Consider the following 26,985-nt stretch of genomic DNA (forward strand, 5'->3'; position numbering starts at 1 on the left):
GCGGGTCTCTCCCTGCGTTGTCCGCAGCCAATTCGCGCCGTAGGGCGGCGCGCCCGCCTCAGATCGCGACCTGCTCGCCGAGCTCGACGACACGGTCCGAGGGAATGGAGAAATAATCGGTCGGATTGGCCGACTGGCGGAACAGCGAGATGAACAGCTTGTCCTGCCACATCGGCATGCCGGAGTTCTGCGCCGGCTTGATCTTGCGCCGCCCGACGAAGAACGAGGTGGTCATGATGTCGAACTTGAGCCCGGCCTTGCGCAGGCTCGCCATCGCCGCCGGGATGCGCGGGCTCTCCATGAAGCCGAAATGCAGCACGACGCTGGTGAAGTCGTCGGACAGCTTGACGATCTCGAAGCGCTTTTCGGGCGGCACCCGCGGCGTCTCCTCGGTCTTGACCGACATGAGCAGCACGCGCTCGTGCATGACCTTGTTGTGCTTGAGGTTGTGCATGAAGGCCGAGGGCGCGATCTCGGGCGAGTTGGTGAGGAACACGGCCGTGCCGGCGACGCGCAGCGGCTTCGATTTCTCGAGCATGCGGATCAGGTCCTGCATCGAGATCGAGTCGCGCCGCGTCTTGCGGGCGAGGAGGTCCGTGCCGCGCACCCAGGTCCACATGCAGATCATGGCGCAGGCGGCGAGCAGCAGCGGCACCCAGCCGCCGTCGACCACCTTGACGAGATTGGCCGCAAGGAAGGCGAGGTCGACGACGAGGAAGGCCGAGACGAACAGGACGCTGAGCCACAGCGGCCAGCCCCAGTAGCGCCACACCACGACGAAGGCGAGCAGGGTCGTGACCACCATGGTGCAGGTGACGGCGATGCCATAGGCCGAGGCGAGCGCCGAGGAGCTCTTGAACATCAGCACCAGGATCAGAACCCCGATCAGCAGCAGCCGGTTGACGCGCGGCAGGTAGATCTGGCCCTCCTGCGTCTCGGAGGTGTGCAGCACCAGCATGCGCGGCAGCAGGCCGAGCTGGATCGCCTGCCGCGCCAGCGAGAAGGCGCCGGTGATGACCGCCTGCGAGGCGATCACGGTGGCCATGGTGGCGAGCAGGACGAGCGGCAGCAGCGCCCATGACGGCGCCAGCAGGTAGAAGGGATTCTCGACCGCCTCCGGATGGGAGAGCACCAGCGCGCCCTGGCCGAGATAATTGAGCACCAGCGCCGGCAGCACGAAGACCAGCCAGGCCATCTGGATCGGCAGGCGGCCGAAATGGCCCATGTCGGCGTAGAGCGCCTCGGCGCCGGTCACCGCCAGAAACACCGAGCCCAGCACCACGAAGCCGAGAAAGCCGTGGCCGAACAGGAATTTCAGCCCGCGCAGCGGATCGAAGGCGAGCAGGATGCGCGGCGAATCATGGATGTGCAGCGCGCCGAGCACGGCGAGCGACAGGAAGAACAGGGCCATGATCGGGCCGAAGAACACGGCGACGCGGCCCGAGCCGTGGCTCTGCACCCAGAAGATCGAGATCAGCACGACGATCGCCGTCGGCAGGACGTAGGCGTCGAACGCCGGCGTCACGAGCTGCAGGCCCTCGAGCGCGGACAGCACCGAGATCGCCGGGGTGATGATCGCGTCGCCTGAGAACAGGGCCGCGCCGGCGACGCCGAGAAAGAACACGGGCGCGGCCTTGTGGCCGAGCGCGCGCTGGGCGAGCGCCATCAGCGACAGCGTGCCGCCCTCGCCCTTGTTGTCGGCGTGCATCAGGAACAGCACATATTTGGCGGTGACGGTGAAGAACAGCGCCCAGATCAGCAGCGAGACGGTGCCGATGACGCTTTCGTCCGACACGCCGTCCTTGATGTGGTGCAGCGATTCCTTCAGCGCATAGAGCGGGCTCGTGCCGATGTCGCCGAAAACGACGCCAAGGGAGCCGAGCGCGAGGGCGGCGAAGCTTTCCTTGGCGTGGCCGCCGCTCGCGCCGTGGCCCGCTCCGCCTTGGCCGGCTCCGGCGGGCGAAGGCGAAACGGCGGTAGGACCGGCCGGCGCGGCGTCATGCCCCATTCAACGTTTTCCCTGTCAAAGCGCCGTCGCCGGGCGCCGCCCGCGACCCTATCGCCAAACGCGGCGCCTTCCTAGCGCGTTGCGGCGCGATAAGGCCAAGGCGTGACGCGGCCGCACCAGCTTGGGCCGCGCGGCCTCCGGCCGGCGTTGGCGGCGCCGCTTGCGGGGCGGCGCGCGGCGCGCTAGGGACGCCGCCGCGCCGGCGCGCCCGGCGGCTCCGATCCCCAGCTTCATGCCAGACCTTTCCGCCCCGCTTCCCATCGACGACGCCCTGCCCGCGCTCAAAGCCGCGCTCGCCTCGGGCGCGCGCTGCGTCCTCGCCGCGCCGCCCGGCGCCGGCAAGACGACGCGCGTCCCGCTGGCCCTGCTCGACGAGCCCTGGGCCGCGGGCGGCACAGTCGTGCTGCTCGATCCGCGCCGGCTCGCCGCCCGCGCCGCCGCGGCGCGCAGGGCCGCGGCGCGCGGCGAAAGCGTCGGCGAGACGATCGGGCTGCGCACGCGCGGCGAGACGAAGGTTTCGCGCCGCACGCGCGTCGAGATCGTGACCGAGGGCGTGTTCGCGCGCATGATCCAGTCCGACCCCTCGCTCGAAGGCGTGGCGCTCGTCATGTTCGACGAATTCCACGAGCGCTCGCTCGACGCCGACCTCTCGCTCGCGCTCTGCCTCGACGCCGCCGAAGCGCTGCGCGAGGATCTGCGGCTCATCGTCATGTCGGCGACGCTCGACGTCGCGCGCGTCGCGGCGCTGCTTGGCGGCGCGCCGGCGGTGGTCAGCGAAGGCCGCGCCTTTCCGGTCGAGACGCGCCATCTGCCGCGCCGGCCGCAGGAGCGGGTCGAAGAGGCGACGACGGCCGCGATCCTGCGCGCGCTCGCCGAGGAGACCGGCTCGATCCTCGCCTTCCTGCCGGGCCAGGGCGAAATTCTGCGCGCGGCGGCGCTGCTTGGCGAGAAGGTCCGCGACCCTGAGGTGACGGTCGCGCCGCTTTACGCCGCGCTCGGGCGCGCCGAGCAGGACCGCGCCGTCGCCCCCGCCGCGCGCGGCCGGCGCAAGATCGTGCTCGCGACCTCGATCGCCGAAACCTCGCTCACCATCGAAGGGGTGCGCGTGGTGGTCGACTGCGGCCTGACGCGCGCGCCGCGCTTTGACCCCGGGCGCGGTCTCTCCACGCTCGAAACGGTCCGCGTGTCGCGCGCCGCCGCCGACCAGAGGCGCGGGCGCGCCGGCCGCACGGAGCCCGGCGTCTGCTATCGCCTCTGGGAAGAAGCCGCGACCGGCGCGCTCGCGCCCTTCGCCCCGGCCGAGATCCTCGCCGCCGACCTTTCGGGGCTGACGCTCGACCTCGCCGTCTGGGGCGCGCGCGAGCCCGCCGCGCTCGCCTGGCTCGACCCGCCGCCGGCGCCGGCGGTGAAAGAGGCGCGGGCGCTGTTGCGCGAAATCGGCGCGCTCGACGAAGACGGCGGGCCGACGCCGCTCGGCCGGCGCATGTCGGGCTTCGGCCTGCCGCCGCGGCTCGCGCGCATGATCCTCGCCGCCGCCGGGCGGGACGCCGCCCTCGGCGCGCTCGCCTGCGAGCTCGCCGTCGTGCTGACCGAGCGCGGCCTTGGCGGCGACCACGCCGACCTCTCCCGCCGCCTTGAACGCTGGCGCGCCGACGGATCGCCGCGCGCCGAGGCCGCGCGCCGCCTCGCGCGCGAGGGCGCCGCGCGCGCCGGGCTCGGGGCGCAGGCGCGGCCCGACGTCTCGGGCTGCGGACTCTGTCTCGCCCTCGCCTTCCCCGACCGGATCGCAAAGGCGCGCGGCGCGGGCTCCGCCGGCGAATTTCTGATGGCGAACGGGCGCGCCGCCGCGCTCGACCCCGCCGAGGCGCTCTCGCGCGAGGCGTTCCTGGCCGTGGGCGAGATCGCCGGCCGCGCCGGCGCGGCGCGCCTCCTCGCCGCCGCCGCGCTCGACGACGCCGCGATCGAGGCCGCGGCCGGCGCCGCCGTCGAGACGCGCGACGAGATCGCGGTCGACCCGCAGAGCCTGTCGCTCAGGGCGCGGCGCCGGCGCAGGCTCGGCGCGCTGGTCCTCGCCGAGCGGCCGCTGCCGGTCCCGACCGACGCGGCGGCGGCGCGGCGCCTCGCCGAGGCGATCGCCGCCGACGACGCCGGCTTTTCGCGGCTGCCCTTCACGAAGGCGCTGCGGCAATGGCTGGCGCGCGTCGCCTTCCTGCGCGCGGCGGCGCCTGAGGAGGGCTGGCCCGACCTTTCCGCGGCGGCGCTGCGCGCGGGCGCCGCCGACTGGCTCGCGCCCTTCGTCGAGGGCCGCGCCGGCCTTTCCGCCGTCACGGCGCAGGACCTCGAAGACGCCCTGCGCGCCCGCCTGCCCTGGGATCTCGCGCGCCGGCTCGACGTCGAGGCGCCGGCTTATTTCGAGACGCCGGCCGGCTCGCGCGTCGCGCTCGATTATGAAGGCGAGCGCGGCCCGGTGCTTTCCGTGAAGGTGCAGGAGCTTTACGGGCTGGCCGCCCACCCGAGCCTCGCCGGCGGCCGCGCCCCGCTGACGCTCGAGCTTCTGTCGCCGGCGATGCGGCCGATCCAGAAAACCTCCGACCTGCCGGGCTTCTGGCGCGGCTCCTGGGCGCAGGTCAGGACCGAGATGAAAGGCCGCTATCCGCGCCATCTATGGCCCGAGGACCCGGCCTCGGCGGCGCCGACGACGCGGGCGAAGCCGCGCGGCGCCTAGCCGCGGCCGGGCCAAAAGCAAAGGGCGGCCGACCGGCCGCCCCGGCTTCGTCCCTCAGGGGGCGCGCGTTTCCCGGGCGGGGCTCACGCCCTCGCCGGGGCCTTGCCGCCGCGGCCGACGTCGGCGTAGTCGAAGCCCTTGCGGGCCATGTCGACGGGATCGTAGATGTTGCGCAGGTCGATCATGACCGGGCTCGTCAGCAGGCCCTTGACGCGCTCGAGGTCGAGGGCGCGGAACTCGTCCCATTCCGTCACGATGACGAGGGCGTCGGCGCCCTCGCAGCAGGAATAGGGGTCGTCGCAATAGGTCACGCCGTCGAGCACGAGCTTCGCCTGCTCCATGCCTTCGGGATCGAAGGCCTTGACGACGGCGCCGCCGTCCTGCAGCGCGGTGACGATCGAGATCGCCGGCGAGTCGCGCATGTCGTCGGTGTTGGGCTTGAAGGTGAGACCCAGCATGGCGATGGTCTTGCCGCGCGCCGAGCCGCCGAAGGCCGCGAACACTTTTCGCGCCATCGCCCGCTTGCGCTGGTCGTTGACCGCGCTGACCGTCTCGACGATGCGGATCGGCGAGTCATAGTCCTGCGCGGTCTTGATCAGCGCCTGCGTGTCCTTGGGAAAGCAGGAGCCGCCATAGCCGGGGCCGGCGTGCAGAAACTTGCCGCCGATGCGGTTGTCGAGGCCGATGCCGCGGGCGACGTCCTGGACGTTGGCGCCGACCTTCTCGCAGAGGTCGGCGACCTCGTTGATGAAGGTGATCTTGGTCGCCAGAAAGGCGTTCGCCGCATATTTGGTGAGTTCGGACGTGCGCCGGCTGGTGAACACGAAGGGCGCGCGGTTGAGATAAAGCGGGCGGTAGACCTCGCGCATCACGCCTTCGGCGCGCTCGTCCTCGACGCCGACGACGATGCGGTCCGGCCGCTTGAAGTCGTCGATCGCCGCGCCTTCGCGCAGGAATTCGGGATTCGAGACCACGGCGAAATCGGCCTCGGGGCGCGCCTCGCGGATGACGCGCTCGACCTCGTCGCCGGTGCCGACCGGCACGGTCGACTTGGTGACGACGACGGTGAAGCCGTTGAGCCCGGCCGCGATGTCGCGCGCCGCCTGGAACACATAAGTGAGGTCGGCGTGGCCGTCGCCGCGCCGCGAGGGCGTGCCGACGGCGATGAACACGGCGTCGGCCTTGCCGACGGCGCCGACGAGGTCGGTGGTGAAGGACAGGCGGTTGTGGCGAACGTTGTTCGCGACGAGCTCGGCGAGGCCCGGCTCGAAGATCGGCATCTTGCCGGCTTTCAGCGACTCCACCTTTTTGAGGTCGGAGTCGACGCACACCACGTTATGACCGAAGTCAGCGAGGCAAGCCCCCGAAACGAGGCCGACATAGCCCGAGCCGACCATAGCGATATGCATATTGCGTCCCCCAAGATGACCGATGGCTCACGCCGGACGCGGCCGGCCGCTTCGGCTTTGTCGTCCGGCGGCCCCCGCCGCGCCGCGCCGGGGCGTCTCGCAGTAGCAGGACGCATACCACGCCGGCAAGGCGGCTTGAAGCAACCGGGATTTGCGTCGCATGACGGCGAAACGCATGGTGCGGCGCCATTTTGTCGTTCAAAAGGCCAGGGCCGCGTCAGCAAGCCGCACCGCCGCGCCGCCGCCGGCCGGGCCGCGGCGCCCGTCCCGAAATCGCGCAGGCTCTTGAATCATTGCGTCTCCCGCCGCGCCGCGCTTTCCTCGGGGCGCGACTGGGTCTAGGGTTCAGGCTCGCCGCGCCGATGGATTTTCCTTGTGAATAATAATATTTTCACACAATCATCAGAGGCCGACGATTGAGCCGCAGGCTGGCGCCATGTCCCGACGGTCGAGGCTCCGGCGCCCCGCGCGCGAGGCGGCGGCCGCCGCGCCTGTCGCCCGATGCGCCGCCCCGCCGCGCGGCGTCACGTCCACGCCCGGCCGGCCCCCGCGCGGCCGGCCTCCCTCGATCCTGGAAGCGGCTTCGGTGAACGAGCTCCAGCGCCCCCTCGCGACGCCGCCGGGCGACGCGGCCCCGCGCCGGCCGGGCAGGACGGCGCGGCCCCGGCCGCGCTTCGGCCTCGGCGCGCGCGTGCTGGCGCTGAACAGCGTCTTCGTGGTCGTCGCCGCCGCGCTGTTCTATCTGCCGGCGCTTTCGAACTATCGCTCCTACTGGCTGCACAACCGCCTCGCCGCCGCCTATACGGCGACGCTCGTGCTCGAAGCCTCGCCGAGCGCCATGACGCCGCCCGACCTGTCGCGCCAGCTGCTCGACAGCGTCGGCGCCCGCGTCATCGTGCTGAGCTCGCGCGGCACCAAGCGCATCCTCGCCGCCTCCGAGCCGCCGCTCGCCGTCGACGCGGTCTACGACCTGCGCGAACAGGGCTTTTTCGGCGCGCCGCTCGACGCGCTCGAAACGCTGCTCGCCCCGCCCGGCCGCGTCATCACCGTGCTCGGCGAGGCGCCAAGAGCCGGCGACGCCCTCGCCATCACCATGGACGAGGCGGCGCTCAAGCGCGGCATGAACGCCTATGCGCGCCGGCTGATCGCCATCACCCTCGTCATCGCCGCCCTCGTCGCCGTGCTCGCGACCATCGCCGTCAACGTCATGGTGCTGCGGCCGATGCGCCGCCTCGCCGACAACATCGCCGACTTCGGCTCCGACCCCGAGAACGCCCAGCGGATCATCGCGCCCTCGGGCGCGACGCATGAGATCGGCCGCGCCGAGGAGGCGCTCGCCGTGATGCAGGAATCGCTCGTGCGCGAGCTGAACCACAAGAAGCATCTCGCGGCGCTCGGCCTCGCCGTCGCCAAGATCAACCATGACATGCGCAACATGCTGTCTTCGGCGCAGCTCCTGTCCGACCGCCTCGCCGACGTCACCGACCCGCTCGCGCAGCGCATCGCGCCGAAGCTCGTCGCCACCCTCGACCGGGCGATCCGCTTCTGCCAGGCGACCATGACCTATGGACGCGCCGTCGACGAGCCGCCGAAGCCGCGCCGCATCCTGCTGCGCCCGCTCGTCGAGGAGGCGATCGAGAACGTGCGGCCGCAGGCGCCGCGCGTCGAGATCGTCAACGACGCGCCGGGCCGGCTCGAGATCTGCGCCGACCCCGAGCAGCTGTTCCGCGTGCTCGTCAATCTGCTGCGCAACGGCTCCGAGGCGCTGCAGAGCGCGGGCCCGACGCCCGGCTGGCCGGCGCGCATCGTGGTGCGCGCCTTCGAGCGCCTGCCCGCGCCCGCGCCGCCGCAGGGGCGACGCGGACGCGCCGCCCCGCCGCAGGGCGAGGACGCGGCGCGCACGGTCATCGAAGTGTCGGACACGGGGCCCGGCGTGCCGCCGGCCGCGCGCGAAAAGCTGTTCGCGCCCTTCTTCACCGCGGATCGCGCGGGCGGCACCGGGCTCGGGCTCGTCATCGCCGCCGATCTCGTGCGCGGCCATGGCGGCGAATTGACGCTCGCGCCGCCCGCGCCCGAAGGCTCGGGCGAGCCGCCCGGCGCGAAATTCGTGATCGTCCTGCCGGCGCTCGCGCCCGACGACGCGGCGCAGCCCCCCATGCGCGAGGCGGGCCGCGTCGCGCGCTACGAAAAAGCCTGACGCGCGCCGCGGCGTTTTACGCTTGCGTCGCCGGGCCGCGCGCCGCACTCTGGCCCCGCCCGGGCGGGGCTCCTTAATTCTCCTGTTTGTGCGCAGGCTGCGCGGCGGACGCTTTCATGGACCATGTGCACGCCATCGTCGAAGCGCTCCAGCCCCTGGTGCTGGTGCTGTTCTTCGGCGTCGTCGCGGCCATGTCGAGCCGCGCCCTGCGCCTCTCGCCGATCGTCGGCTATCTGGCGCTCGGCGTCGCCGCCAAGGCGAGCGGCCTCGTCGACCCCAAGAACGAGACCATCGAGCTTCTGGCCGAGCTCGGCGTGGTGTTCCTGCTGTTCGACATCGGCCTGCATTTCTCGCTCAGGCACATTCGCGAGCAGGCCGCCGACATTTTCGGCTTCGGCCCGGTGCAGGTGGCGCTCGGGGCGCTCGCGCTCGGCGCGGGCGCGCTGGCGCTCGGCTTCCCGCTCCTGCCGGCGCTGCTGCTCGGCGCGACGCTCGCCCTGTCCTCGACGGCGGTGGTCGCCGGGCTGCTCGCCGAACGGCGCCAGCAGAACTGCCCCGTCGGCCTGACCGCCACGGCGATCCTGATCTTTCAGGACATCGCCGCCATCTTCCTGCTGATCGTCGTCGTGGCCCTCGGGGGCGGGAGCGACGACATGGCGGCGCAGCTCGCCATGGCGGTGGTCAAGGCGGCGACGGCGTTCGGCGTCGCCTTCCTGCTCGCGCGCATGGTGGTGCGCCCGCTGTTCGACCTCATCGCCCGCACCGACAACGCCGAGGTGTTCACGGCGAGCGCGCTGCTCGTGGCGCTCGCGGCGAGCTGGGCCACCGGCACGGTCGGGCTGTCGCTCACCCTCGGCGCCTTTCTCGGCGGGGTGATCATCGCCGAGACGCCCTACCGGCCGATCATCCAGGCCGAGACCAAGCCGTTCCGCAACCTGCTGCTGAGCTTCTTCTTCATCTCGGTCGGCATGTCGCTCGACCTGCACGCGCTCTCCGTCCACTGGCCGGCGATCCTCGCCGTCGCGGCCGCCATCATCGCCGTCAAGATCGTGACCAACGCGCTGTCCGGGCTGATCTTCCGCTGGTCGGCGCCGGGCTCGCTGCAACTCGGCTTCCTGCTCGCCCAGGGCTCGGAGTTCGCCTTCGTGATCCTGAGCCTCGCGCCGATGCGGCTCATGATCGGCGCGCGCGCGAGCGCGGTGGTCATCGCCGCCGTGGCGCTGAGCCTCGCGCTCACGCCCTTTCTGGCGCGGGCGGGCCGCGCCATCGCCGGGCGCCTGCGCGCGCGCGCGGCCTCGAAGACCGAACATGAGCTCGTCTCGCGCGAGTTCGCCGCGCCCGTGCTGATCGTCGGCATGGGACGCATGGGGCGCACCGTCGCCGACGCCCTGACCGAGTTCGACATCGCCTACGCCGCCGTCGAGCAGAAGCAGAAGACCTTCGCCGAGGCCAACGCCGACGGCTATGACGTGCTTTATGGCGACGCCTCGGATCCGCGCCTTTGGGACCCGCTCGAACTGCGCGGGCGCAAGATCGTCGTCATCACCACGCCAAACCTTCCGGTCTCGCGCGACCTGTCCCCGCTCACGGCGCGTTTCTTCCCGCATATCAAGCGCCTGAGCGTCGCCGAAACGATCGAGGAGCGCGACGCCTTTCGCGAGCTCGGGATGTTTCCGGTGATCGACGTCTCGACGCCGCCCGGCCTCGATCTCGCCGTCGAGGTGCTGTGCGCCGTCGGCATCGACCGCCGCAAGGCGATGGAATGGGCGCTCGCCCATGAGACGCGGGCGACCGTCGTCGAGGCCGCCTGAAGACGTTCGCCAGACTGGCCCGCGCGCTCGTCGCGCAGGGCGATTTCCAGCCGCTCGTCGCGCTGCTGTGCGTCTCCGGCGTGGCGGTGTTCGTCTTTCTGGTCGATTTTGCGCAGGACGGCGCGTCCGAGGGCGTCGACCGGCGGCTGCTCATGGCCCTGCGCACGCCGGGCGATCTCGCCGTCCCCATCGGCCCGCCATGGATGCTGCAGTCGGCGATCGACGTCTCGGCGCTCGGCGGCTTCACCGTCCTGTGGCTGCTGACGCTCGCCGCCGCGGGCTTTCTCGCGCTGGCGCGGCGCTGGCGCGCGCTCGCCATCCTCGTCTGCGCCGTCGGCGGCGCGGCGCTGCTCAACGCCGCGTTCAAGTCGGGCTTCCATCGCGCCAGGCCCGACGTCGTGCCGCATCTGACGGAAAGCTGGAGCGCGAGCTTTCCGAGCGGCCACGCCATGATCTCGGCGGCGGCCTATCTGACCGTCGCCGCCATCCTGGCGCAGACGCAGCGCGCGCGGGCCGCGCGCCTCTATCTGATGTCGCTCGCCGTGATCGTGGTCGTGGCGATCGGCGTCTCGCGCGTCTATCTCGGCGTCCACTGGCCCTCCGACGTCGCGGCCGGCTGGGCCGCCGGCGCGGCCTGGGCGCTCGCCTTCTGGATCGTCGTCAGGGAGGTCGCGCCCGAGACGGCGAACGCCGGCGCCGCGCTGCGCGAGGCGAACGCCCCGGCGGATTCGCCGCAGGACACGCCCGCCCCGGCGGCCGCGCCGCAGGACGCGCCCGACCCGGCGGCCGCGCCGCAGGACGCGCCCGACCCGGCGGCCGCGCCGCCGGAGCGGTCCTGAGCGGGAACGTCCGGCTGTGGCGCGGCGTTATGGCGCCATGAACGCAGACGCCCTCGCTTCAGCCGCCGCAGCCTCGCCCCGCCCGCCCACGCCCGCAAAACGCAGGGTCTTTGCCGGGGCCCCGCCGCAGATTCGCCGCGCCGCCGCCGTCGTCAACGAGGCGGGCGGCGGCGTCGAGGCCGGCGCCGCCGACGCGCTGCGCGCCATCCTTGATCGCTTCTCGATCGAAGCCGACGTCAAAAGCGTCGCGCCGCAGGACATGCCTGCGGCCGTGAAAGAGGCGGCGTCGCGCGCGCCCGACCTTCTCGTGACTCTCGCCGGCGACGGCACCGCGCGCTACGCCGCCGGGCTGTGCGGCGCCGACGGCCCGCTCGTGGCGCCGCTCGCCGGCGGCACGATGAACATGCTTCCCTATGCGCTCTACGGCCGCGCGCCCTGGCGCGAGGCGCTGGAGGCGGCGCTTTCAAACGGCGTCGTCCGGCCCGTGCCGGGCGGAACGGTCAACGGCAGCCCGTTCTATGTCGCGGCCATCCTCGGCTCGCCGGCGCTGTGGGGTCCGGCGCGCGAGGCCCTGCGCCGCGGCCAGCCGCTCAAGGCGCTGGCGCGCGCGCGGCGCGCCCTCGCCCATTCCTTCAAGCGGCGGCTGCGCTACCGTCTCGACGGCGGGGCGCGGCAGAAGGCCGAGGCGCTGGCGCTCGTCTCGCCGCTGATGACCGACGCCTGTTTCGACGGCTCGGCGCTCGAGGCCGTGGCGCTCGACCCGCGCCACGCCGCCGACGTGTTCAGGATCGGCGCGGCCTCGCTGTTCGGCGACTGGCGCGCGGACCCGGCCGTGCTGTCGCAATGCTGCCGGACCGCCGAGATCACGGCGACCCAGTCGATTCCCTGCATGCTCGACGGCGAGGCCCACCGCATCGCCGACACGGCCGAAATCGGCTTCGTCCCCCACGCCTTCTACGCGCTCGTCGGGGCCGACGCGCCCTCCGTCGCCGCCGTGCCCGAGACGCGCGGCTCATGAGCGCGCGCCCGCCGCGCCTGCGCGTCGCCCATCTCGCCGATCCGCATTTCGGCTGCGAGGACGAGGCGGCGGCCGACGCGGTCGTCGCGGCGCTCAAGGCGCTCGCCCCCGATCTGACGGCGGTCGCCGGCGACCTCACGTTCGAGGGGCGCTCGCGCGAGTTCGTGCAGGCGCAGGCCTGGCTCGCGCGCCTGCCGCAGCCGCAGATCGCGACCGCCGGCAATCATGACGCGCCGCTGTGGAACGTGGCGGCGCGGCTGTTCGCGCCGTTCGGGCGCTTCAACGCCTATGTCGGCTGTCCGCGCGGCGAAATCCGCCTGCCGGGGCTTTACGCGCGGGCGCTCAACACGGCGCGGGGAATGCAGGCGCGGCTCGACTGGTCGAAGGGGTCGATCCGCCTCGACGAGACGCGCCGCGCCGTCGCCGACATGCGCGCGGCCGGCGACGCGCTGAAGATTCTCGTCTGCCACCATCCGCTGGTCGAGCCGAAGGCGGCCGCGGTGAGCGGCGCCGTCCATCGCGGCATGGCCGCGGCAAGGCTCCTCGCCGAAGGGGGCGTCGACCTGATTCTGACAGGCCATGTGCACCAGCCCTTCGCCTTCGCCCTGCCCTGGGGCGACGGGCTCAGCCTCTGCGTCGGCGCCGGCACGCTGTCGCGCCGCACGCGCGGCGCCCCGCCCTGCTTCAGCCTGATCGACGCGCGGCCCGGAACGATCGAGGTCACGCCGCACGAATGGACCGGGGAAGGCTTCGCGCCGGCGCGCACGATGGTTTTCACGCGGCGCGGGGCGCCCGAGAGCCGCCGCGCCGGCGTTCAGAACGGCGAGGTGACGACGTTGCCCGGCCCTTCCGGCCGATAGGGGCTCGCGCCGAGGCCCATGCGGCCGACCGTGCCGGCGCAGTCATATTTGTATCGCTGCTGCTGCTGCGTCGAATAGCCCGGCGGGCAGTCGTAGCGGTAATCTTCCTGCGAAAAATCCGGCGGCGCGGCGTCGGGCGGCGGCGCGGGCGGCGCGCGGCGGGGCGCGGCCTCAGCCGGCGACGCGCCCAAAAAGCCCGAGCCGGAAACGCCTGCGCAAAAGAGGCTCGCGCCGAGAAGAAGTGCGCTGAAAAGCTTCATCGGGGCCCCCGTCGATCGGTCGCCCATGCGCGGGCGAGCGCCTCTACATAGAAAGACGCCGCGCCTTATGTAAGTCCCCGCGGCGCGGGCGCGTCCGATATTCGCCGATTTCGGCGCCGGAGGTTGCGCGCCGGCGCGAAACGCGCCAAGGCTAGCGGGCGGCGGGGCGCGCCCGCCGCCCCGGAGCCCCCGCCCATGCGTCGCGGATTTCACGGATGCGGGTCGACGCCTCGAATGGAACAGATTGGCGCGAACGCCCGACAGGGCGCGAGCGGCCGTCGCTGCGCCGATTCGGGCCGACTCCCTTGAACGGCGCCATCAGACGCGGATTTTCGACGGCGCCCGACCCGGTCGCCGCCGCGCGCGAGTTCGCCGCGGCGGTCGCCCAGCCCGACATCGGGCTCGTCGTGTTCTTCTGCTCCTACAGCTTCGACCTCGCCGCGCTCGAGCCGGAGCTTGCGGCGCTGTTTGCGGGCGTCGACGTGATCGGCTGCACCACCGCCGGCGAAATCTCGCCGGTCGGCTATCTCGACGGCTCGATCACCGGCTTCAGCATCGCCAGGTCGCATTGCTGCGCGGCGACGGCGCTGATTCCGAACCTGTCGCGTTTCCAGATGTCGGACGGCCATGCGGCGACGCGCAAGGTCGTCGAATCGCTCGCCCGGCGCGGCCATGAGCTCGACCCGCGCGACTCCTTCGCCATGCTGCTGATCGACGGCATGTCGCGCAACGAGGAGGTGGTGCTCGCCTCGCTCGACAAGCTCATGGACATGGCGCCGCTGATCGGCGCCTCGGCCGGCGACAATCTGTGCCTGACCGGCGCGTTCGTCTATTGCGACGGCGCCTTCCACCCTGACGCCGCGCTGCTCACCGCGGTCAAGATCAGGGCCCCGTTCCGCATCGTCAAATGCCAGCATTTCGTCGGCTCCGACGAGCGCATGGTCGTGACCAGGGCGGATCCGCTCACGCGCAAGGTCTATGAGCTCAACGGAGAGCCTGCGGCGCGGGAATACGCCCGCCTGCTCAACCTGCCCGACCGCAGCCTGACGCCTTCGGTGTTTTCGGCCTATCCCCTGATGGTCAAGGTCGGCGGCGAATTCCACGTGCGCTCGATCCAGGCCGCGCATTGCGACGATTCGATGAGCTTCTTCTGCGCCATCGACGAAGGCGTGGTGCTGCGCATCGCCAAGAGCGAGGCGGTGCTGCCCAATCTCACGGCCTTCTTCGAATCGGTGAACCAGAGCTTCGGCCGGCCCGAGCTCGTGATCGGCTTCGACTGCATCTATCGCTCGCTGGCGCTCGAAAAGGCGCAGACCAAGCGGCTCGCCGGCGAGATCCTCGCCGCCAACAACGTCATCGGCTTCTCGACCTACGGCGAGCAGTTCGCCGGCATGCATCTCAACCAGACCTTCACCGCGCTCGCGATCGGCAAGCCCTATGACGACGTCTGAACGCGCCGCCGACGAAGACTGGCTCCGCCCACGCGGCGCCGACGACGACGAAGCCGCCGCGCTGCGGGTCGAGATCGCGCGGCTGAAGCGCGTCAACACCGTGCTGATGGACCGCGTCGAGAACGACATGAGCGCGCGCGGGGCGAACGCCTTCACCCTGTTCCAGGCGGCGATCACGCTCGAGAACCGGGTCGCCGAGCGCACCGCCGAGCTCACCAACCTGACGCATCAGCTGTTCCAGCAGATTTCGGACCGCTGCGCCGCCGAGAAGGCGCTGCTGCTCGCCAAGGGCGAGGCCGAGAAGGCCAATCTCTCGAAAACCCGCTTCCTCGCCGCGGCGAGCCACGACCTGCACCAGCCGCTGATCGTCGCGCGGCTGTTCCTCGACATGCTGCGCGAGCATGTTTCGAGCGAGCGCGGCTGCGAGATCATCGGCTCGATCGGCGCCTCGCTCGACACGGTCGACGCGCTCGTCGGCGCGCTCGTCGACATCTCGCGCCTCGACGCCGGCGTCTGGCCGGTCGAGATCGCGCCGACCCCGCTCGCGCCGCTGTTCGAGCGCCTGCGCCAGGACTACGAGCCGCAGGCCGAAGCTTTGGGGCTCTCGCTGCGCATGGTGCCGGCGAATCTCACGGCGCGCACCGATCGCGTGCTGCTCGAACGGGTGCTGCGCAATTTCCTGTCGAACGCCATCCGCTACACCGCGCAGGGGCGCATCCTGCTCGGCGCGCGGCGGCGCGGCGACGAGGTCTCGATCGAGGTGCGCGACACCGGCGTCGGCATCAAGCCCGAGGACCTCGGCGTGATCTTCGAGGAGTTCCGCCAGCTCGGCGCGGCCCCGCGCGAGGGCGAGCGCGGCCTCGGCCTCGGCCTCGCCATCACCGAGCGCATCGCCCGGCTCATCGGGGCGCGCATCGGCACGGCCTCGACGCCGGGGCGCGGCTCCTGCTTCAGCCTGCGCATCCCGCTCTGCGAGAGCGCGCCCGAGCCCGAGCCGCCGCGCCGGGCCGAGGTCGCCGCCGCCTCGCTCAGCGGGCATTGCGTCGTCGTGATCGACAACGACATGCGGCTGCGCAACGCGCTCGCCGCCCTGCTGCGCTCCTGGGGCGCGATCGTCATCGAGGTGCGCTCGCCGAAGGCGGCCATCGCCGCCCTGCGCGCGGCGCGCAAGTCGCCGCGGCTCGTCATCGCCGACTATCATCTCGACGACGGGCTGACCGGCGCCGACGCCCTGCGCATGATGCGCGACGCTTTTGGCGAAAAGCTTCCGGCGCTCATCATGTCGAGCGATTCGAGCGAGGAGCTGCGCCGCAGCCTGCAACGCGACGGCCTGAGCTTCCTGTCGAAATCCGCTCCGCCCATGCGCCTGCGCGCGATGCTGACCGCGCTCGCCGCGCGCGCCCCGGACTGAATCAAAAGCCCAGGCTGACGCGCCGGCTCAAACAGACCCCGAGCCCGCGCCGGCGCGCCGGCGCGCGCCTTGGAAAAATCAGTGGTTCACGAACTGCGAGCGCTCGCGCTGGAAGGCGACGATCGCCTGGGTGCGCGTCGCGACGCCGAGCTTGCGGAAGATCGTCGTGATATGGACTTTCACGGTGAGGTCGCTGATGGAGAGCGCCCGCGCGATCTCCTTGTTGGACTTGCCGGCCGCGAGCAGGCCCAGCACGGCGAGCTGGCGCGGCGTCAGCGCGCCGGTCTCGGCGCCCTGGCGCCGCTCGCCGCGCGGATCGTCGGCGCAGGGCACATAGACGCCGCCGTCGAGCACCTGCTTCAACGCGCCGGCGAGCTCCTCCATGGAGACCGATTTCGGAATGAAGCCGGCCGCGCCGCAATTGATCGCCTGATTGACCACGGTCGCGTCGTCGAGCGCCGAGACGATGACGACCGGAGTCGCGGGCGCGATGTTGCGGATGGCGACGAGCTCGGGCAGCCCGGTCATGCCGGGCATGCCGAGATCGAGCAGAATGAGGTCGATGTCCTCCCGCTCGACGATCTCGAAGAGCTGCGCGCGGTCGGCCGCCTCGAGGCGGGCGAGCTCCGGGCCGGGCATGAGCTTCCCGACCATGTCGCCGAGCGCCTGACGGAAAACAGGATGGTCGTCGGCGATCAGTACCTTCGTCATCGCATGCAACGCCTCCCGGCGCTTCCCTGACGCGTCGTCCTAATCCTTCCGTCGCCGGCTGCGCCGGCCCGCGACGAAAGCATGGCTGCGACCTTTAGGGTATAGCGTGAAATGAGCCGCCGTCATTAAACTTCGCGCCTGTCTTCGCCAGAAATCGTGTCTCCACGATCCTGCGTCAGGCGTGTGCGATCATGATGCGGCCGGCCGCATGGTAGGAGAACTCGGCCGCCGGCGAATGGCTGTTTTGCGCCGGCCGGGCGCCCTTCCCATCCAGCTTCAGGAAAGCCGAACTCCGTCGGGGAGGGCCGATGATTTTCCGGGCGCGGCGAACCTCCGGCCGGCGCTCCGCCGGCGCTCCATGCGCCGCGAGGGAGCAAATCCAGGGTGACGCGCCGAACTCTTTGGCGCCATGCGTAAAAGGCGCCATAAGTAAAAAAGACGAACCGTAATTCGTCTTGTGTACAGACGACTGGCTTCAACTCGGCGGACGCCGGAAAAGCCAAGTCTTGACGATGAAACGTTTGGAAACGCTTGCTGCAACGCAACAAAGATCGTGCGGCCAGCGTCGTTGACGACGAAAAACTCGTCGAATGGGAGGTATATATGACGGAAAAGCTTCTGGCCGACCTCAAGGATCAGATCGCGATCAAACCGCACTATGACAATTACATCGGCGGCAAATGGACGCCCGCGGTCAAGGGCCAGACGTTCGAGAATATTTCGCCCGTCGACGGTTCGGTCGTCTGCACCATCGCCCGCTCGACGGCCGAGGACGTCGAACTCGCCCTCGACGCCGCGCACGCCGCCCGCGAGAAATGGGCGCAGATGTCGCCGGCGCAGCGCTCCCTGATCCTGCTGCGCGTCGCCGACCGCATCGAGGAGAAGCTCGACCTGCTCGCCATGGTCGAAACCATCGACAACGGCAAGCCGATCCGCGAGACCAAGGCGGCCGACCTGCCGCTCGCCGTCGACCATTTCCGCTATTTCGCCGGCGTGCTGCGCGCGCAGGAGGGCGGCATCAGCGAGATCGACCATGACACGGTCGCCTATCACTTCCACGAGCCGCTCGGCGTCGTCGCCCAGATCATCCCGTGGAACTTCCCGCTGCTGATGGCGGTGTGGAAGATCGCGCCGGCGCTCGCCGCCGGCAACTGCATCGTCATGAAGCCGGCCGAGCAGACGCCGATGAGCATCATGGTGATGATGGACGTGATCGGCGACCTGCTGCCGCCCGGCGTCCTCAACGTCGTCAACGGCTTCGGCGTCGAATGCGGCAAGCCGCTGGCGCAGAGCAAGCGGATATGGACGTGATCGGCGACCTGCTGCCGCCCGGCGTGCTCAACGTCATCAACGGCTTCGGCGTCGAATGCGGCAAGCCGCTGGCGCAGAGCAAGCGGATCGCCAAGGTCGCCTTCACCGGCGAGACGACGACCGGCCGCCTGATCATGCAATACGCCTCCGAGAACATCATCCCGGTGACGCTCGAGCTCGGCGGCAAGAGCCCGAACATCTTCTTCGACGACGTCGCCGACGCCGACGACGATTATTTCGACAAGGCGGTCGAAGGCTTCGCGATGTTCGCGCTGAACCAGGGCGAGGTCTGCACCTGCCCCTCGCGCGCGCTCGTCCATGAAAAGATCTACGACCGCTTCATCGAGCGCGCCGTCAAGCGCGTCCAGTCGATCAAGCTCGGCAATCCGCTCGACCCGCAGACCATGATCGGCGCGCAGGCCTCGAACGACCAGCTCGAAAAAATCCTGTCCTACATGGACATCGGCCGCCAGGAAGGCGCCAAGGTGCTGACCGGCGGCGGGCGCGCCGACCTCGGCCCCGACCTCGCCAAGGGCTTCTATGCGCAGCCGACGGTGCTCGAAGGCCACAACAAGATGCGCATCTTCCAGGAGGAGATCTTCGGGCCGGTCCTTTCGGTCACGAAGTTCAAGACCGACGAAGAAGCGCTCGAAATCGCCAACGACACGCTCTACGGCCTCGGCGCCGGCGTGTGGACCCGCAACGGCACGCGCGCCTATCGCTTCGGCCGTGCGATCCAGGCCGGCCGCGTGTGGACCAACTGCTACCATCTCTATCCGGCGCATGCGGCCTTCGGCGGCTACAAGAAGTCCGGCATCGGCCGCGAGAATCACAAGATGATGATGGAGCATTACCAGCAGACCAAGTGCCTGCTGGTGAGCTACTCGCCCAAGGCGCTCGGCTTCTTCTGAGGCCGGTCGGCCTCCCGCGGCGGCGTCCGCGGACGGCCATTCTGAGGAAAACGAGGCCGGCTTTTCGAAGCCGGCCTTTTTTGTGCGACGCGCGCCCGTCCGATGCGCCGCGCCCGGCCATGTCCGCGCGAGGCTTTCGCCGCGCGCCTTTCATCGAGGACAGGCGCGCGGCCGCACGGCGGGACGCGCCCTGTCCGCCGGGTCGCCGCGCGCGGCGCCGTCGCGGACGTTGGGCGAAGCCCGGGCGAAGCCGCCGCCCGGCCTCGCGCAAAAGAAAACGCCGCCCGGAAGAACCGGGCGGCGTCGGGACTGAAAGTCGTCTTCGGCTCAGAAGAAGAAGGTCGTGCCGCCGACGACGGCGTTGGAGCGAGCGCGGCCGCCCGACTGGTTCGTCGAGAGCGTGTTGATGAACTCGCCCTGGAAGGCGACCCAATCCGTCAGCTTGTAGCGGACGAAACCCACCGCCGACTGGTTCGACCGCAGCATGTAGGTCGCATAGGGCTGCGTATAGTCGAAGCCGTTGGCGTTGAGGATGCTCGCGCCATAGCTGCCGCCGACGCTCAGGCGGTCGAAGAAGGTGTACTGGGCCTGGGCGAACCAGCCGTAGGAGGTGCGGGTCGAGCCGTCGGGCGCGATGCCGCTCCAGAACAGGGCGGTGGTGCCGAGGCCCGAGCCCCAGTAGCCATAGCCCATGACGCTGACCGGACCCCAGTCGAGGCGGGCGCCGCCGTCGAAGGCCGAGGAGCGCACGCGCGTGCCGGGCGTGGCGTTGATGAGGTCGCCATATTCGACGCGCTGCTGCTGCGTCACGCCGGAGGTCCAGGCGGTGAGCTTGATGTCGGGCGCGAACTTGCCGACATATTTGATGCGGCCCTGGAACTGCGGCTGGTCATGCGCGGTCATGGTGCCGGAGCTCACGACGCCCGCGACTCCGCCCGCGAAATTGCCCGCCGAGATCACGCCGGCGCCAAGGTCGACGCCGTTGAGCACGCCGCCGGTGCCGGTCGAGTTGATGGCGTTGTACGGCGTCATCATGGCGAGGGTGGCGGTGAAGCCGTTCCAGTCAGGCGTCGTATAGCTGACCTGCGGGATCCAGTCGGCGTAGACGTAGCCGACGCCGATGCGGCCGAGCGTCGTGTTGCCGGGCTGGGCGGTGCCGGCGGGCGTGCCGACGCCGAGCAGCGTGAAGTCGTTCAGGATGGCGTCGCCGGCGAAGACGCCGAGGTCGCGGCCGATCTTGAACGTGCCCCACTCGGGCGTGCCGATGGTGCCGAAAATCTGACGAAGGTCGATGCCGGGGGTGCCGAGCGCGGTGGCGTAGCCGGCGTTGTTGGCGTTGAACGCGCCGACGTTGACGTTGTTGCCGCCGGTGTAGACGCCGAGGGTGAAGCCGAGATCGTAGCCCATCTGGTTGGTGGCGAGGCTGACGACGAAGGCGCTCGGCAGCAGGCCCGAACGGATCGCGTTGGCGTTGTTCATCGTGCTGCCGGCGCTGGCGAAGCCGCCCGCGATGCCGCCGACGTCGTTCGCCGTGCCGGCGAGGCTCGTCTTGAACTGCTCGACGCCGAAGAAGATCAGGTTGCCCGAGATCTTGATGTCGACGTCGCCGACCGAGACGACGCCATTGTCTTTCGTGACGATCTGCTGGCCGGGAATGCGGATGCCGATGCCCTTGTCGATCGCGGTCACGTAGCGGCCGTTGCCGCCGGACGGCGCCGTGGCGACGGCCGTCGACTTCGCGGCGGCCTTCTCGCGCGCATGGCGATCCTTGAGCTTGGTATATTCGCCCTTGGTCAGGATGCCCTTGGCCTTGAGCTGCTCAAGCAGGTCCTCAGTGGTGTCGGCGCGCGCGACGGTCGAGCCGACGAGCGTCGTCGCCAGAAGCGCGGCCATGGCCGCATACACGCCGGCCCGGCGGCCTCCCGATTTAAAGATCCGGTTAGACATAATCTCTCCCCATCGATTCGCCTGCCGGCGAGCATAGCCGCTTCGTTTTTGCTTCTTCTGCTTGAGAAAAGCCCGTATGGTTTCTTTTCTTCTAACCTGGGCCTTCTACGTGAAACGGCTTAATCTAGTTCAGTTGCCGCAGAAGCTGCGTATGGAAACGCATAGACCATACGCTATACGTCGAAGCTCATAGTTATCGGTACAATTGGCTCACGGGGCTGTCAACGTGACGGACGGCTTCTGAAATAAAGCGCCAAACGGTGCGACATTTGCGCAACTGTCCTTTGCGCGCCGCACAAAGACGCTGTTCCGTCCAGCAACCCGGACGGAACAGACACGGGCTCGACTGCTGCGCCGCCGCATGTTTTTCTTGCCGCGCGTCAGAAGCGCAAGCGTATTAAAAACAACGCTGTCGTCTATTCAGGATAATACCAGTAGCCCGGCCAGCCGTAATGCCCGTGCAGCATGCGCTCATAGGCTTCGTCGACCATTTCGACCGAATCATAGGCCGGGCTCGCCTTCACCTGCGCGCGGGCGATGTCGATGCGCACGCGCCGCTCGGCCCAGTCGATGTCGCGCACGGCGAAGGGCGCGATCAGCACCTGCCGCCCGCCCCACCAGTTGCTGGTCGAGACGCCGAGATAGCGCACGTCCCAGTTCGCATGGTCGAGCACGAGGCTGTCGAGATGCCCGATCTCGCCGTCGGTCGCCTCGATATGGTAGCCCTCGACCTCGGCGGCGCTGCGCAGATGCGGATCCTGGCGCTCGGGGAACGCTTCGGCCTCGGCCGCCTCGACCGGCGCATAGTCGCCGTCGATCGGCGGCGCCGCGAACGGGCGCGCCATCGCCCCGAAGCCGAAGAAGCTCGAGCCCCAGGCCGGATCCCAGCCGTAATAATCATAAAGACGCGCCTGCATCTGCAGGGACACGGGCTGGTCCGAGCCAAGGTCCGGCGCGCTCTCGATCTGCGCCTTCGTCAGCTCGACCGGCGCCGTGCGCGCCACGGGGTCCGGCTGGCCGAAGGCGGACGGATGGATCAGCACCTTGCGTCCGGGCAGCCAGTCGCCCGTCTCGACGACCATCCATTTCGCCCTGAAGCTTTGGTCGTCGAACAGAATGTCGTCGAGCGCGCCGATCTCGCCGTCTTCGGCGACGACGGAAAACCCCTTCAATACCGATGCGACGAACAGCATGGCGCTCCCTCTCTGGTCATGATCGCCGCGGCGCGCCGCCCCGAACGCGCGGCGAATCCGCGGCCGCAGCCTCTTCTTAACGCAGCCGCCGCCGTCTTCCGACAGGCTTCGATCGCCGGCCGGCGGCGCTCGACCGGCCGAAGGCCCGCGCCCCGCGCGGGAGGCCGCCGCAAAACAGGGTGGCGCCCATCTCCAAATTCTGTGACAATGCCGCCGTTTCGCCCTGATGCGAAAGATTCGCGTTATCATGAGGATGTCGCACAACGCGGCTCTTCATAAAGCTGCGACGCGCCCGCCTTCACGGCCGAACGGACAACGCCAAGGACAACGCTTCCCCCCCTCGCGCCTTTTCCGCCGCCGCGCTTATCCCTCACAGGAGACGGACCATGATTGACATGCCCCAGCAGATTCCCACGCAGTTTCGCGACATGGCGGAAAAGAACTTCGAGCAGGCGCGCGAAGCTTTTCTCGGCTTCATCGGCGCGGCCCAGAAGGCGACCGGTTCGGCCGACGCCATCCCGACGCCCGCCAAGGAGGCCGTCACCAAGGCGATGACCTTCGCCGAAAGCAATGTGAACGCCGCCTTCGACCTCGCCCAGAAGCTGCTGCACGCCAAGGACGTCCAGGAAGTCTTCAGCCTGCAGGCGGAATTCGCCAAGACCCAGCTCGAGGCGATCCAGTCCCAGGCCAAGGAGTTCGGCGAATCGGCCCAGGCCGCCTTCCAGTCCATCGCCAAGAAGTAAGCCCGACGCGGGACAGGCTTCGGCGCCGCCGCGGGGACGGACGCGCCGATCGGGCGGCGACGAAGGCGAAGCGCCTTCGTCCGTCAGCAATCTCCGCCAGCAATCTTCGTCATCACCCAATGGGCGAAGCGCCCGCGCCTGGCCGCGAGGTCCGGGCCGTTTTTCATGGCCGCTCCATCCGGCCCGGCGCGCAGGGCTTGTTCCGCACAGGGTTGGGGCCGCACAGGGCTTGGGCTTCTTCGCCCGCGGCGTCGCGTCGCCGCCTCCCATCGTTCATCCCCTCATTTGCGTCGCCGCAATCGCGGCGAAACGTCGCATGCGGCGCGCGGCGCCACGCCCCTGCCAAGCGCCACGAACCGCGCGCGGCGGCTGCCCCGGCCGGAAAGCGTTAGAATTGCTCTAATACCCATCTTTTTGATTGTGTCATGGGCAAAAACGGCTTTCTATACATTGAGATGAATTTGCGCCGTCGCTGAGGGCTGTTGCGCCATGTCTGAGACCAAGGGAAACGACCTCTGCGTCGCGGGGCGCCCGCCGTTCAAGGGTCGCGCCATGCTGGAGCGCTATGGCCTGCGCGCCACGCGGCAACGCCTCGGCCTCGCCAAGCTCCTGTTCGGGAAAGGCGACCGCCATCTGACGGCGGACGCCCTCGCGTCCGAGGCGCAGGCGGCGCGCATGCCCGCCTCGCTCGCCACCGTCTATAATGTCCTCAACCTCTTCGCTCAGGTCGGCCTGATCCGAAGCCTTGCGATCGAGGGCGGCAAGACCGTCTTCGACACCAACACAAGCGACCATTCGCATTTCTTCTACGAGGATACGGGCGCGGTCACCGACATCGGCCCGAGCTGCTCGCGCGTCGCCGAAGGGATCGAAGCGCCGGAAGGCTATGAGATCGCCCGCGTCGACCTCGTGGTCAGGCTGAGGCCGAAAAACGCCGCACGCGACGGCGCCTTCGCACGCCCGCGTCCGGCCTCGAACCTCGACGCCCAGGACCACGCCGAAGCTGCGGAATAGGCGCGCGCCGGCCGCAGCCTTCAAAGCCGGGCTCCGGTCTTCAATGAAATGTCGCGGCGGCGGGCCATGTCCGCCGCCTTTTTCGTGTCAGGCGCATGGACACGGCCGCCCGAAGCGCTTCGGCCGCGCCCGTCCTGACCGCCCATCGCGAGAAGGAGACCGCCTTGAGCCCCGTCGCCGCGCTGATTCTCTCCGCGATCGTCCTTTCGGCCGCGTTCGATCTCTATCTGCGCCGCCGCCAGATCGGCGCCGTGGCGCGGGCGCGGGCGCGCACGCCCGAAGCCTTTCGCGCCTTCGTCACGCGCGCCGAACATGAGCGCGCCGCCGACTACGCCGTCGCCAATGCGCGATTCGGCGCCGTCGCCGCCGCGTTCGACGCGGCCGTCGCAATTCTCTGGCTGACGGTTCTGACGGCGCCGCTCTATGCCCTGACCGCGCGCCTCGCCGAGCCCGGGCTGTCGCGTTCGGTCCTGTTCGTCCTGGTCTTTGGAGCGGTCAACGGGCTTCTCGGCCTGCCCTTCGCGATCATCCGCACCTTCGGGATCGAGGCCCGCTTCGGCTTCAACCGCACGACGCCGCGCCTTTTCGCGCTCGACCAGATCAAGGCCGCGGCGCTTCAGCTCGCCTTCGGCGCGCCGCTGCTGTTCGCCTTCTTCCTCCTGGTCGCGGCGCTGCCCCGGACGTGGCCGCTGTTTGGCTTCGCCGGCGCTTTTCTGCTCGTCTGCGCGCTCAGCGTGGTCATTCCGCTGTGGATCGCGCCGCTGTTCAACGCCTTCCGCCCCCTGCCCGAGAGCGGGCTCAAGGCGCGCGTCGAGGCGCTTCTGGCGCGCTGCGGCTTCGCCGCGAAAGGGCTTTTCGTGATCGACGCGTCGCGGCGCTCGAATCACGGCAACGCCTATTTCGCGGGCTTCGGCCGGGCGAAGCGCATCGTCTTCTTCGACACGCTGCTGGAACGCTGTTCCGAAGACGAAATCCTGTCCGTGCTCGCCCATGAGCTCGGCCATTACAAGCTCGGCCATATCATGTGGCGGCTCGTCCAGACGGCGGTCGCGCTCGCCGTCCTGTTCGCGGCGCTGGGTCTCGCCTTCGGCTCCGACGCGCTCGCCCGCGCCTTCGCCCTGCCCGCCGACCCGGCCGTCGTGCTGACGATCGTGATGATCGCCGCCGCCCCCGTCGCGCGCCTCGCCGCGCCGCTGTTCAACCTGCTGTCGCGCCGCGCGGAGTTCGAGGCCGACGCCTTCGCGCGCGACCTGCTCGGGGCCGAGCCGATGGCCTCCGCCCTGATCCGCCTCTCGCGCGACAATCTTTCGACGCTGACGCCGGACTGGCTTTACGCCGCATTTTATTATTCGCACCCGCCCGTGCCCGAGCGCGTCACCCGGCTCGCCTCGACCTGAATGGGTCTTGCCGCGCAGGTCGCGTCACTTTCCTCTTGCGAAAGGCCGCGCCGTCTGCAGAAATCGACGCGCAACATGCAAGCGCAGATTTCGCGCGGTCGTTCAAGAGTTCGTCACATCCGGCCTTGCATGAACGAGCGACTTTGCATGAGCGAACGACCTTGCATGAACGAACGACCTTGCATGGGCAAGGCTGCGCGCGGGCGAGGCCAGAGGGACCAACGGGGAACAGCATGACGCTTCTGATGGCCGTTTTCGCGTTCTTCGCCTCCGCGCCGCAGTTCGCGACGCCGCCCGCGCCGAACGCCGCGCCCCGGATTGCGCCTGCCGAACCGGCGGCGGCGAGGCCCCCGCCTTCGGGCGTCTGCGTCGCGCCGGAGGCGGCGGTCGAGGCCTCGCTCGCCCGCGCCGCGGCCGCGGCCAAGGCCGACTGCCGCCAGGCCGCGCCGCGCCGGAGCTGAGCCGGTCGCCGGAGCGGCCGCGGACGGGGCGCGCCGTCGCATATTGCCCGGCCCGAGCTCCCATGGCATTGAGTCGCCGCGTCCGCGTCGGGCGCGAACGTGCTCGCGTGTCAGGAAAACCGCTCATGACTTCGGCCCAGCGCCAGAGAAACCCGGTTCAGCGCGGCATCGAGCGTCTGTTCTTCGGCAGTCGCTGGCTGATGGCGCCGTTTCTCGCCGGCCTCGTCCTCGGCCTCGTCGCATTGCTCTACAAATTCGGCGTCAAGCTCTGGGGATTCGTGGCGTCGCTCGGCTCGGCCTCCCAGTCCGACGTGCTTGTCGGCATCCTGAGCCTCGTCGATTTCTCGCTGACGGCCAATCTGATCCTGATCGTGATCTGCTCGACCTTCGAGAATTTCGTCCGGCCGATCAATCTCGCGGACCATCCCGAATGGCCTGACGGCCTGGTGCAGATCGGCTTCGCCGGCCTCAAGCAGAAGCTCATCAGCTCGATCGTCGCCATCACCGCAGTCAATGTGCTCGAACGCCTGCTTCGGCTGGACGGCGACTTCAACCCGACCGAACTCGCCTGGGTCGTCGGCTGTCTCGTGGCCTTCGCCGTCGTCATGGTGCTGCTCGCCCTCGCCGACCGCATCGCCGCGCAGGCGAAGCACTGACGGGCCGAGGCTCCTGCTTCAGTCCGTCACATAGAAATAGGCGAGGCCGACGCCGAGCCTGTCGCCGCGCGCCTCGGCCTCCGCCCGCGCCGCCGACAGCATGGCCTCCGCGGGCGCGGGCCGGCCCGGCCGCAGCGCGGCGAGCGGCGCGGCGCTCGATACGAGCAGCAGAAGCTGAAGCTCGGCCGACTCCTTCGCGCGCGGCGGCGTCAGGCTGAAGGCGCGCCCGCGGCCCGAAGCGGGCGGCGTCTCGGCGCCCTGCGCGAGCCCCGCCGGGTCGACAAAGACCGCGGCGAGCGCGCGGCCGGCGGGGCTCGTCACGCTTCCCGTCAGCGGCGCGCCGGCGTGCGGGAAGGCCGAGGCGAGTTCGATCTTCGGCGCGAAGTCGCGCCCGTCCGCGGCCGCCCTGAAGAAGTCGATCGCCGCGCATTGCGCCCGCGTCGCCAGCGCCGCCTTGATCTCGGCCTCGAAGCCGAAGGCGTTCCTGAAAGCCTCGTTGAGCGTCTCGAACGCTTCGCGCAAGGCGCCGACGGCCTCGATCCGCGCCGATCCCGCCGAAGCCGTCGCCGAAAGAATGGCGAAGCACGGCCCGCCGTCGTAGCGCGCGACGTAGGCGAGCGGGTCTTCATGCGCCGCCGGGGGCTTTTGCGTC

Annotated in this window: 20 protein-coding genes and 1 pseudogene; 14 read left to right on the top strand and 7 right to left on the bottom strand. The window is 70.1% G+C overall.

The features are described from left to right. Positions 1–58 precede the first annotated feature (58 nt). Entirely contained in the window at positions 59–2,008 is a 1,950-nt protein-coding gene (locus tag ACILRB_RS12760; protein WP_395666671.1) for a potassium transporter Kup, read from the bottom strand. A gap of 232 nt (positions 2,009–2,240) precedes the next feature. Here ACILRB_RS12760 and hrpB point away from each other — a divergent pair, with 232 nt between their 5' ends. Next, complete coding sequence (gene hrpB / locus ACILRB_RS12765; RefSeq protein WP_395666672.1) at positions 2,241–4,733, top strand: ATP-dependent helicase HrpB; 2,493 nt, start codon at positions 2,241–2,243, stop codon at positions 4,731–4,733. A gap of 83 nt (positions 4,734–4,816) precedes the next feature. On the opposite strand, the gene ACILRB_RS12770 is transcribed toward hrpB, so the two are convergent. Next, a complete protein-coding gene (locus ACILRB_RS12770; RefSeq protein WP_395666673.1) occupies positions 4,817–6,142 on the bottom strand; it encodes a UDP-glucose dehydrogenase family protein in 1,326 nt (441 codons plus the stop codon). A 586-nt stretch (positions 6,143–6,728) separates the two neighbouring features. Here ACILRB_RS12770 and ACILRB_RS12775 point away from each other — a divergent pair. From ACILRB_RS12775 to ACILRB_RS12795, 5 genes are all read left to right on the top strand, one after another. Next, complete coding sequence (locus ACILRB_RS12775; RefSeq protein WP_395666674.1) at positions 6,729–8,339, top strand: sensor histidine kinase; 1,611 nt, start codon at positions 6,729–6,731, stop codon at positions 8,337–8,339. A 116-nt stretch (positions 8,340–8,455) separates the two neighbouring features. Continuing rightward, positions 8,456–10,150, top strand: coding sequence for a cation:proton antiporter (locus tag ACILRB_RS12780; RefSeq protein WP_395666675.1), 1,695 nt, complete (start codon positions 8,456–8,458; stop codon positions 10,148–10,150). A gap of 80 nt (positions 10,151–10,230) precedes the next feature. Beyond that, on the top strand, positions 10,231–10,989 hold the full coding sequence (locus tag ACILRB_RS12785; RefSeq protein ID WP_395666676.1) for a phosphatase PAP2 family protein: 759 nt from the start codon (positions 10,231–10,233) through the stop codon (positions 10,987–10,989). A gap of 37 nt (positions 10,990–11,026) precedes the next feature. After that, positions 11,027–12,007 (top strand): diacylglycerol/lipid kinase family protein, encoded by a 981-nt coding sequence (locus ACILRB_RS12790; RefSeq protein WP_395666677.1) that lies wholly within the window; start codon positions 11,027–11,029, stop codon positions 12,005–12,007. Beyond that, complete coding sequence (locus ACILRB_RS12795) at positions 12,004–12,867, top strand: metallophosphoesterase family protein (RefSeq protein WP_395666678.1); 864 nt, start codon at positions 12,004–12,006, stop codon at positions 12,865–12,867. Before ACILRB_RS12790 ends, ACILRB_RS12795 begins: the two co-directional genes overlap by 4 nt. Here the strand turns inward: ACILRB_RS12795 and ACILRB_RS12800 are convergent. Continuing rightward, positions 12,822–13,127: a hypothetical protein gene (locus tag ACILRB_RS12800; RefSeq protein ID WP_395666679.1), complete on the bottom strand. Its 306-nt coding sequence runs from the start codon at positions 13,125–13,127 to the stop codon at positions 12,822–12,824. The genes ACILRB_RS12795 and ACILRB_RS12800 overlap by 46 nt on opposite strands. Positions 13,128–13,432: 305 nt before the next feature. Between ACILRB_RS12800 and ACILRB_RS12805 the strand changes: the two genes are divergently transcribed. Together ACILRB_RS12805 and ACILRB_RS12810 are read left to right on the top strand one after the other, a co-directional pair. Then, complete coding sequence (locus ACILRB_RS12805) at positions 13,433–14,578, top strand: FIST N-terminal domain-containing protein (RefSeq protein ID WP_395666680.1); 1,146 nt, start codon at positions 13,433–13,435, stop codon at positions 14,576–14,578. Next, positions 14,565–15,989, top strand: a complete 1,425-nt coding sequence (locus ACILRB_RS12810) for a hybrid sensor histidine kinase/response regulator (protein ID WP_395666681.1) — start codon at positions 14,565–14,567, stop codon at positions 15,987–15,989. The genes ACILRB_RS12805 and ACILRB_RS12810 overlap by 14 nt, the downstream gene beginning before the upstream one ends. Before the next feature lie 78 nt (positions 15,990–16,067). Here the strand turns inward: ACILRB_RS12810 and ACILRB_RS12815 are convergent, their stop codons facing one another. After that, positions 16,068–16,700 (bottom strand): response regulator, encoded by a 633-nt coding sequence (locus ACILRB_RS12815; RefSeq protein WP_395666682.1) that lies wholly within the window; start codon positions 16,698–16,700, stop codon positions 16,068–16,070. A 603-nt stretch (positions 16,701–17,303) separates the two neighbouring features. Between ACILRB_RS12815 and ACILRB_RS12820 the strand changes: the two are divergent. After that, positions 17,304–18,922, top strand: a pseudogene (locus tag ACILRB_RS12820) (aldehyde dehydrogenase family protein). Between the two features lie 327 nt (positions 18,923–19,249). Here the strand turns inward: ACILRB_RS12820 and ACILRB_RS12825 are convergent. Together ACILRB_RS12825 and ACILRB_RS12830 are read right to left on the bottom strand one after the other, a co-directional pair. Continuing rightward, the gene (locus ACILRB_RS12825; RefSeq protein ID WP_395666683.1) at positions 19,250–20,815 is read right to left on the bottom strand and encodes a porin; all 1,566 of its coding nucleotides are present in this window, start codon (positions 20,813–20,815) and stop codon (positions 19,250–19,252) included. 470 nt (positions 20,816–21,285) lie between these two features. Then, positions 21,286–22,062, bottom strand: a complete 777-nt coding sequence (locus tag ACILRB_RS12830; protein WP_395666684.1) for a PRC-barrel domain-containing protein — start codon at positions 22,060–22,062, stop codon at positions 21,286–21,288. 386 nt (positions 22,063–22,448) lie between these two features. Here ACILRB_RS12830 and ACILRB_RS12835 point away from each other — a divergent pair, with 386 nt between their 5' ends. The 5 genes from ACILRB_RS12835 (at position 22,449) to ACILRB_RS12855 (ending at position 26,333) form a co-directional block, all read left to right on the top strand. Next, positions 22,449–22,805, top strand: coding sequence for a phasin (locus ACILRB_RS12835; RefSeq protein ID WP_395666685.1), 357 nt, complete (start codon positions 22,449–22,451; stop codon positions 22,803–22,805). Positions 22,806–23,294: 489 nt separating this feature from the next. Continuing rightward, a complete protein-coding gene (irrA, locus tag ACILRB_RS12840) occupies positions 23,295–23,819 on the top strand; it encodes an iron response transcriptional regulator IrrA (RefSeq protein ID WP_395666686.1) in 525 nt (174 codons plus the stop codon). 164 nt (positions 23,820–23,983) lie between these two features. Continuing rightward, positions 23,984–25,216: a M48 family metallopeptidase gene (locus ACILRB_RS12845; protein ID WP_395666687.1), complete on the top strand. Its 1,233-nt coding sequence runs from the start codon at positions 23,984–23,986 to the stop codon at positions 25,214–25,216. 233 nt (positions 25,217–25,449) lie between these two features. Then, complete coding sequence (locus ACILRB_RS12850; protein ID WP_395666688.1) at positions 25,450–25,677, top strand: hypothetical protein; 228 nt, start codon at positions 25,450–25,452, stop codon at positions 25,675–25,677. A 125-nt stretch (positions 25,678–25,802) separates the two neighbouring features. Further along, a complete protein-coding gene (locus tag ACILRB_RS12855; RefSeq protein ID WP_395666689.1) occupies positions 25,803–26,333 on the top strand; it encodes a YqhA family protein in 531 nt (176 codons plus the stop codon). 18 nt (positions 26,334–26,351) lie between these two features. Here the strand turns inward: ACILRB_RS12855 and ACILRB_RS12860 are convergent. Continuing rightward, on the bottom strand, positions 26,352–26,985 hold a 634-nt coding region (locus tag ACILRB_RS12860; RefSeq protein ID WP_395666690.1), incomplete at its 5' end, for a hypothetical protein.

The sequence above is a fragment of the Methylocella sp. genome (genome assembly GCF_044226135.1).
Lineage (GTDB): Bacteria > Pseudomonadota > Alphaproteobacteria > Rhizobiales > Beijerinckiaceae > Methylocapsa.

Excerpts from the sequence above, each read along its gene's own strand:
- ACILRB_RS12760 (WP_395666671.1), bottom strand. The coding sequence starts at position 2,008 with ATGGGGCATGACGCCGCGCCGGCCGGTCCTACCGCCGTTTCGCCTTCG.
- hrpB (WP_395666672.1), top strand. The coding sequence starts at position 2,241 with ATGCCAGACCTTTCCGCCCCGCTTCCCATCGACGACGCCCTGCCCGCG.
- ACILRB_RS12770 (WP_395666673.1), bottom strand. The coding sequence starts at position 6,142 with ATGCATATCGCTATGGTCGGCTCGGGCTATGTCGGCCTCGTTTCGGGG.
- ACILRB_RS12780 (WP_395666675.1), top strand. The coding sequence starts at position 8,456 with ATGGACCATGTGCACGCCATCGTCGAAGCGCTCCAGCCCCTGGTGCTG.
- ACILRB_RS12790 (WP_395666677.1), top strand. The coding sequence starts at position 11,027 with ATGAACGCAGACGCCCTCGCTTCAGCCGCCGCAGCCTCGCCCCGCCCG.
- ACILRB_RS12795 (WP_395666678.1), top strand. The coding sequence starts at position 12,004 with ATGAGCGCGCGCCCGCCGCGCCTGCGCGTCGCCCATCTCGCCGATCCG.
- ACILRB_RS12800 (WP_395666679.1), bottom strand. The coding sequence starts at position 13,127 with ATGAAGCTTTTCAGCGCACTTCTTCTCGGCGCGAGCCTCTTTTGCGCA.
- ACILRB_RS12810 (WP_395666681.1), top strand. The coding sequence starts at position 14,565 with ATGACGACGTCTGAACGCGCCGCCGACGAAGACTGGCTCCGCCCACGC.
- ACILRB_RS12815 (WP_395666682.1), bottom strand. The coding sequence starts at position 16,700 with ATGACGAAGGTACTGATCGCCGACGACCATCCTGTTTTCCGTCAGGCG.
- ACILRB_RS12825 (WP_395666683.1), bottom strand. The coding sequence starts at position 20,815 with ATGGCCGCGCTTCTGGCGACGACGCTCGTCGGCTCGACCGTCGCGCGC.
- ACILRB_RS12830 (WP_395666684.1), bottom strand. The coding sequence starts at position 22,062 with ATGCTGTTCGTCGCATCGGTATTGAAGGGGTTTTCCGTCGTCGCCGAA.
- ACILRB_RS12835 (WP_395666685.1), top strand. The coding sequence starts at position 22,449 with ATGATTGACATGCCCCAGCAGATTCCCACGCAGTTTCGCGACATGGCG.
- irrA (WP_395666686.1), top strand. The coding sequence starts at position 23,295 with ATGTCTGAGACCAAGGGAAACGACCTCTGCGTCGCGGGGCGCCCGCCG.
- ACILRB_RS12850 (WP_395666688.1), top strand. The coding sequence starts at position 25,450 with ATGACGCTTCTGATGGCCGTTTTCGCGTTCTTCGCCTCCGCGCCGCAG.
- ACILRB_RS12855 (WP_395666689.1), top strand. The coding sequence starts at position 25,803 with ATGACTTCGGCCCAGCGCCAGAGAAACCCGGTTCAGCGCGGCATCGAG.